Annotated in this window: 6 protein-coding genes; all 6 read left to right on the forward strand. The window is 47.7% G+C overall.

From position 1 onward, the window contains the following. The first annotated feature begins 1 nt into the window (after position 1). The gene (locus tag JW814_05880; GenBank protein ID MBN2070969.1) at positions 2 to 922 is read left to right on the forward strand and encodes a hypothetical protein; all 921 of its coding nucleotides are present in this window, start codon (positions 2 to 4) and stop codon (positions 920 to 922) included. Then, complete coding sequence (locus tag JW814_05885; protein ID MBN2070970.1) at positions 923 to 2,458, forward strand: hypothetical protein; 1,536 nt, start codon at positions 923 to 925, stop codon at positions 2,456 to 2,458. After that, positions 2,455 to 4,422 carry a hypothetical protein gene (locus JW814_05890; protein MBN2070971.1) on the forward strand — a complete coding sequence of 656 codons (1,968 nt, stop codon included), beginning with the start codon at positions 2,455 to 2,457 and terminating at the stop codon, positions 4,420 to 4,422. Before JW814_05885 ends, JW814_05890 begins: the two co-directional genes overlap by 4 nt. A gap of 114 nt (positions 4,423 to 4,536) precedes the next feature. Continuing rightward, positions 4,537 to 4,929, forward strand: coding sequence for a hypothetical protein (locus tag JW814_05895; GenBank protein MBN2070972.1), 393 nt, complete (start codon positions 4,537 to 4,539; stop codon positions 4,927 to 4,929). Positions 4,930 to 4,931: 2 nt separating this feature from the next. Continuing rightward, entirely contained in the window at positions 4,932 to 5,342 is a 411-nt protein-coding gene (locus tag JW814_05900) for a glycogen-binding domain-containing protein (GenBank protein MBN2070973.1), read from the forward strand. A 400-nt stretch (positions 5,343 to 5,742) separates the two neighbouring features. Continuing rightward, positions 5,743 to 7,225: Ig-like domain-containing protein (locus JW814_05905; GenBank protein MBN2070974.1), on the forward strand; the 1,483-nt coding region annotated here is incomplete at its 3' end.

Genomic DNA, 7,225 nt, shown 5'->3' on the forward strand with positions numbered 1-7,225 from the left:
AATGACAAACCAGATAAAATCTCTCTCATCCGTAATATTCCTTGTTCTGTCAATTACTGCCGTGGATATCGCCGTATTTCCAGTAAGAGCGGAAGCATATCCGCGGAACGATATATTCTCGGGTGTCAGGAACAGTACCCGGGCAAGAGCGATGAGTTTTTCATATCTTTCCCTTGCTGATGACGCCACAGCTCTTTTTTACAACGCTGCCGGATTATCCACCATAGATGAAAGGAGTGTATATCTTGATTTCGGAGAGGGTGGAGATGTATCACGTGACATAAGGGGGGCTTTCGTCTTACCATTTGAAAATATGGCTTTGGGGGCGGGCGTGTACAGGAGAGACTTCGATACATCGGGTAATGAAAAGGTCTTCATCCTTGGAGCTGCTTACAGGCTAGCCCAGGGCGCGGAAGGTTCTTTTCTTTCCTTCGGAATAAGTCTAAGGATGAACTCTCTTTCTTCAGATGATTCGGGCGGGTGCGACATCTGTCCATTCGACGATATGGATACAGGTATCAGTGGTGACGCGGGAGTGATGATAAGGCCTTTACCGATGGTATCGATAGCCTACGTGATGGAGAATGTCCACGAGAGAGAGTACGATAATGGAACAGAAAAAACAAAGTATGAAAGAGAATCGAGATGGGGGATCTCGCTGTTATGGAAAGATTTCCTCGTTATGTCATGGGAAAAAGAGATCAGTTCAGGGTCAGATCACGACCATTTCGGATTACTCTTCGATTCATCGGTACCTCTCGAGATGATTGCCGGTTTCCACAAGGAAAAAGTCACAGGAGGCCTCCGATGGACAGGGAGCAGGTTTAATCTGGGATTATCCTTCAGCCCGCTTGACGATTCCCGACTGTATACTTCGGTCGCGATTGAATATTTTATCGATAAAAGAAACAGAGAGAACTAAGTGGGAAAAAAGTGTTTGAAATCCGCTATCGTACTGCTCGCTCTTTTCTGCCCGATATTTATTTCAGAAATATTGTATGGTGTCACGACTGGTGAGTCAGTATCAGATTCCACCGCTGACTTTCATTGCGCTGCTGTTTATACAAACAGGATAATGCTGATGAAGGAATCTGATCCCTATCCATGGAATGATCCTGAGAACGAATCGCATTTAAACGACAGGTTATCCCTGCTTTTTCAGTTCACCCGATTCAGAGACGTGAGATTCTTTCTGAAGGGAGCATCGGGTGTAAGGGATGAAAGGACTGGAAAACACAGGAACCGTCTTCTCCTGGAGCAGGGTGATATCAGATACCGATTGGCTGGAGAAGGGCTGGGCGTCAGATTGTTTATGAGGGAAAGGATCTTCAGGACAAGGAACAGGGAACTGAATCTTATCTCTGATGATATTCCTGAAATATCCGGTAAAGGGCAGGGTATCGCTCTCGACGCGAAAGCCTGGGGGCATCTTTACCTCCGTTTGGGAAGCGCCGATTTTTACGAGACATCACAGATCGAGAGAAAAGCGGGGTTACCTCTTTTCTCGGATGCCGGGGATGAGATGGACTGGATCGAGATCGAGGCCGGTGGGAAAAGATGGCATGCCGGATTTATCCTTGCTGAAAACAGGTCTTCGATAAAAGGGAACAGATCGATCGCGGGGGTGACGGCAGGAAAAGGAATAGGGACCGCGATGTTGCAGATCGAATTCGTCAGGTCGATTAAAGGAAGAGCACAAGACCTGTGGAGATTGGGATTGCCTGATATTGATTCGGAGAGGATATCGTTCGGCGAAGTCAGCAGGGGTCTTCCTGATGACATGGCATTCCAGACTGAAGTCACTGGTATTGAGAGGCGATTCGAAGGCATCGGAAAGTTGGGTGTAGTTCCATCGTACAGATACAGTGGTAATGATTATAGCTGGGAAAAAGGAGAATTAGCACCGGGAACTGTCGAGAGCAATATAACTTCTTGGTGGAAGCATGACGAACTCGCTCTCTCCGTTTTCATGGAAGCCTCCGATCTCTATTCCGGTCCACCCGGGGAAAGATGCAGGTCGCTATCCACCGTACTGAGGACAGAATTTAAAAAGGGATTCGAGAGCCGGGAAAAGATGATTCTTGCCGAAGGCAGAAAACCTGTTTTTCTATTTTCATTACTCGATGACCGGTATGGTTCGAGAATGCGTTTTATGACGAGGATCGATGATTATGGGGGGAGAAACGAGTTCTATTTTCTCGCCGAGGGAGGAATCGACCTGGACAGTTCGTGGTCGATAAGGAGCACGTTATTTCACCATGGGAAAGGTGAAAGTTTTTATAATGCCGAGCTTGAATACAGACCTCAGAAGAGATTCCTTTTCCGGGCTGGATTCGGCTCGTTCGATCCCGCATGCGAATCTATATCGATATGGAACGATCCGGTTCCACGTGAGGTGGAAAAGCAGAGGATGATATCGTTTTACACCAGGATATGGCTGGGGGAGATCATAGATTGAGAAAGTCTTTTTTTGTAATAAAACTGTTTGTCGCGATCCTGTTGATCGTTTCTCATGGACCGGTGATTGGAGAAGTATTTCTCGATGAGGAGGAAGTAGTCTTCAGGGTCAGAGCTACGGGGGCTACAAGGGTTTTTCTGGTCGGCGACTTCAATGAATGGAATCCGACCGTAGACCGGATGATAGCGACCGATGGTCTCTTTGAAATCAGACTCTTTCTTGTCACTGGAAAGTACAGATATATGTTTATCGTAGATGGTGAATCGATCGATGATCCTGTTTCCCCCGTTTACGATGAAGAAGGAAGGGCATTTTTCATTTTCAGGGAATTCGCCGATCAGTTCGAAATAGTCTTTTCCGACCTCGGCGGGGAAAATGAGAGGAGGATCAGCGGAGCCCTTCAGTATTCATTTGAAGGTTATCTGTTTGCCAATGAAGAGAGGCAAGGATCATTTTTCTCTCTTCCTATCTATCAATGTGGAGATAAGAATATCGAAGCTCAAATTGAGCCAGGATTCGAGTTCGATTGGGAAGAGCCCGAAAGGATCGATTCCTATTTTCTCCGTGCTTCAGCAAGTTTCAGAACGGAGAGAGGAATGATCGGCGCTTTCAACAGGAGCGCGTCCCTCGATTACGGCGATCCGTTATCACTCTTTTCAGTATCAGGCCCATTTGACTATTCAGCGGGTCTTTTTACAAGGGGGGTCGAAGCTGAGGGAAAAGGTCCGTTTGGTTTTGACGGCAGAATATTTTACGCGAGCAGGATCGTAGGTTACGATCAACTCGAAAAGCCGGGATCAATATCATTACCGGTAAGTCCGGAAGATCTCGATGAAATCCAGTATCTGCGCAGATCATCGCTTGATTCGGATATTTTCAGCTTCCGTATTGGTTCAGCGATGAGGGGGTTGTCATGCGATTATCTATTCAGATATGATATTGGCCCTTCTGGAAGGTTCTGGCAGGATCCGGATGACCAATATGCTCTCTTTACCGGTTATGAAAAAATGAGGATCGATGGTTTCCTGGCAGGGTATGTCATAAGTGATTGGATCGATATTGAAGCGGAGTATCTATCAGGAGTAACTGATCTTGTTTCACAGTACAGGACCGACCTTGACGGGACCGGTCAGATTCAATACCTCGACAGCAGGAGATGGGAAGAGGGAAAAAGAATCTATCTGGGGATCTCTTTCCACCGCGAGAAATTCGCTACCGATCTGTCTTGGTCCTCGAGCGAGTTATCGGGAGACCCGATGCTCAGAGGAGGAAGGCGTAGAGATGAAAGAAACAGATATGCGGCCGATTTGAGACTCAAGGCGGGGGCGTACGACCTTGCTCTGGGCGCCAGGTCGGAGTCCTTTTCAGAAAATTCATCCGCTGAATATTTCTGGCTGGAAAAATGGAATTTCTGGCTTGATGGTGATGATCTCTCGGTAAGGCGCCTTCCTTTTCTTGAATCAAGGAACATAATTGAGACTTTCTTCTCCCTTAGCGAATCGGCAGGCGATTCGATGATGGTTGGGTATCAGACAAGAGGTCTGCTCTCGGTGAATTTTTCCGCGGATCCGGACAGGAACGATCGCAGAGTGACGGAATTTGTCATCAGAAAAGGTCTCAGCCTGGACAGGAATTTCTCGATACATTTTGATGCCAGGCATATAATCTATGATGATCAGCGGATCGATCGGCGCGACAATTTCACAGATATCTGGGGAGCGTTATGCTGGAGAGGCGGAAAAGGTGGATGGATCGCTGTCGGGACTGGTGTATCTCCTTTGTATTTCGATAGATGGAGGTATTCACTTTCTCATTATGGCAGGGAAAGAGCGATTGCCGACAGAGGTGTCTTCAGGACTGAGAGTTACGAGACGGATATTATGCTTCTTGAGGATCTATATAGAGCTGAAAGGGCGATATCGGGGAACTGGAACATCACGATAGAAGCTGGTCTGGTTTTTTAAGATATTTTTAAGTGATCGTCTTTCAGATATCGTTGCAAGCATCGATAAGCTGGGGTATATTAACAATATATCATCGATAGAGGAAATTGTGCTTACTCAGGCGCCGGTTATATCATGAGGGCAAGGGCAGTAAAAAGGATACTTTCAATATTGATTCTGGTGACCACCTGCGTTTCATGCACGTCTTTCATTGAGAAGGGGATCGAATCGCCCGTACAGGAGGATGGAAGTGTGATATTCAGGATGAGAAGCCGTTCGGCCAGGACCGTGCAGGTTGCCGGGGATTGGAACAACTGGGGGGCGGGGGACGCTGAATCAGGGGAAGTCCTGGTCGGATCGATGATATCTGTTGACGATGGATTGTGGGAACTGGCCGTTGATCTTCCCCCCGGGAGATATCGGTACAGATTTGTAATAAATGAGAGGCGTTGCATAGTTGATCCGTCGAACCCCCGATTCGCAACGGATCATATGGGAGGAAAGGCATCTTTATTGATTGTGCCGTAGTTATGGATAAAAAAATCGTATTATTAAAGGCCGTCGTATTTCTTTTTTTCGCGGTATCCATTGTCCTTTCGGGATGCGCTCCCGGAGCGGGTTTCCGCGGTATGGTCGATCCAGGCGCGGGCCCGGAGATCACTGAAGAAGGTGTCAGGTTTTCCTTTTATTCGACAAAGGTGGACAGGGTCTGTATTGCGGGCACATTCAATAACTGGTCGTCGTCGGCTGATCCTCTGTATGACAGGGAAGGTACCGGTCTCTGGACGATCGTATTGCCTCTCAAGCGGGGCAAATATGAATATAAATTCGTAATAGACGGAGATAAATGGATATCCGATCCAGGTAATAACGCAACCGTTGACGACGGTTTTGGTGGAAACAATTCGGTGATCATAATCGGGATAGATCCGGGAGATTGAGTATCGATGGGTCTATGGCAGGTTTATCATTCAATCGCGGGTGGGACCGGTTCCGATGTATGATTACCGGATTTTCTTAAGAACAGTTATTCCAGAATGTTAGCTTTCATGTTGTGTTGCAATTTACTTGTCCATGTTGTATTTTGCTCTGGAATATGGAAGGATAAGAAGTAACTGCGGGGAAGAATCGGGACTTTTGTTCCACACTTTTCTGTCGATCAAAAAGAGTTTAGATCTGAAGACCATAGGAGATGCTTCGCAATTCTATTAATGACAACATGATAGGTCTATGGGTCGCCTTGGTGATTATGAACCTCGGGAATGGAGCCGGAATTATTCGACCAAAGAAGCAGGGATCTGCGATTCAATCACCTCAAGAATCGGTCAGATGGCATATCCTTTGCCTTTATTAAATCCTAATATGATGTATTATTACGACATGATAAGATCAAGCGGGTTATCACGGGCGATACAATGGGATAAACGGATTATTCAGCGTATTGTTACGAGCATCGCCCTTTTATTTTTCTTTCCCGCTTTTCTTTCCGCCGCCCCCGGAAGCGGGACAGGGACGATCTCTCCCGATTCCGAAGTCACGGCGGGATCAAGCGGCAAATGGACTATAAGTTATACGGCAGCTGAGCCGTTCTCATCAGGTACTGTCCACCTTTCAATACCGGTCAACTGGTCTCATCCACAGATCTCCAATGGTTCAACTGCCGGTTACGTGACAGTCTCATCTGAAGGAACACTTGAGGGTGTTCCGGTCGTCATAGATGGCCGGATCATTAAAGTATATGTTGATACTCTCGATACAGGACAGAAGATCGATATAATCTATGGAGATGATTCTGTCTCATCTTCAGGTAACGCATCAGTCCAGAATCTGGTCGAGAGCGATGTCGAGTTGACCCTTCAATCCGATCCTTCGGGAGGATCGGTGGTTGAGATCGCCGTCTCTCCGACTATTGACATAGTAGCTGGACCGATCTTCAGGATTGTTTTTACCACTCCGCAGAGATCGTTCAAGGCTGACGGCGAAAGCGCCGTTATGAGGGTAAGGACGGAGGATCAATACGGCAATGCAAGCACCGTAGCATCGGCTCAGGATATACTTCTCTCCTCGACTTCCGGGACTGGAAGTTTTTCCCATCTCGGTGGAGGAAACTGGAGCGCGACTTCTTCAGTGACTATTTCCGCGGGTGAAGATACAGTCTCATTCTACTACAGGGATACAAAAGTCAACGAACCGGTGATCACCGCGTCGGGTTCCGGACAATCATGGACTGACGCTCAGCAACAGGCGATTGTAATTGCTGGAGATCCGGTGCAACTTCTGGCGACCCCGGAAGACTCGACGGTGACTGCCGGAGAGTATGCCAGGTTCCTTCTCAGGATCACAGATATCCACGACAATCCGACATCAGCCTCGCAGGACCAGACGATAACTCTGATGGCGGGAAGCGGAAGCAGTTTCTATCTAACCGGTGACCACGGCTCTACCATCAACAGTATCGTCATCCCTTCCGGTGATTCATCCGTGGAAGTTGATTACATGTATACAGTGATGAACGAGACTACAGGTTATCTCCTCGCTTTTTTCGATGGCGATGGTGTCCTTCCCAATCTTGACGCTTTTACGACTCTTGTATATATCCAGCCGGCAGCACTCGATGCAGCGTCATCGCAACTTTCCGTTGATAAATATTCAGTCACTGCCAACGCGACCGACCAGGTCGTCGTTACTGTGACTGCTACAGACGCGTTCGGGAATCCTGTAAGTGGAGGGGCAGTCCTCCTTTCGGCTACCGACACCGGAGGCGGTAACGTGATAACGCAGCCTGTGGGGGTGACCGGTAGCGACGGAGTGGCGACGGGAAGCA

Source organism: Candidatus Krumholzibacteriota bacterium, assembly GCA_016932415.1.
Classification (GTDB): Bacteria; Krumholzibacteriota; Krumholzibacteriia; order Krumholzibacteriales; family Krumholzibacteriaceae; genus Krumholzibacterium.

Bases quoted from the DNA above. Each gene is read 5' to 3' on its own strand.
- JW814_05880 (MBN2070969.1), top strand. From the start codon at position 2: ATGACAAACCAGATAAAATCTCTCTCATCCGTAATATTCCTTGTTCTG.
- JW814_05895 (MBN2070972.1), top strand. From the start codon at position 4,537: ATGAGGGCAAGGGCAGTAAAAAGGATACTTTCAATATTGATTCTGGTG.
- JW814_05900 (MBN2070973.1), top strand. From the start codon at position 4,932: ATGGATAAAAAAATCGTATTATTAAAGGCCGTCGTATTTCTTTTTTTC.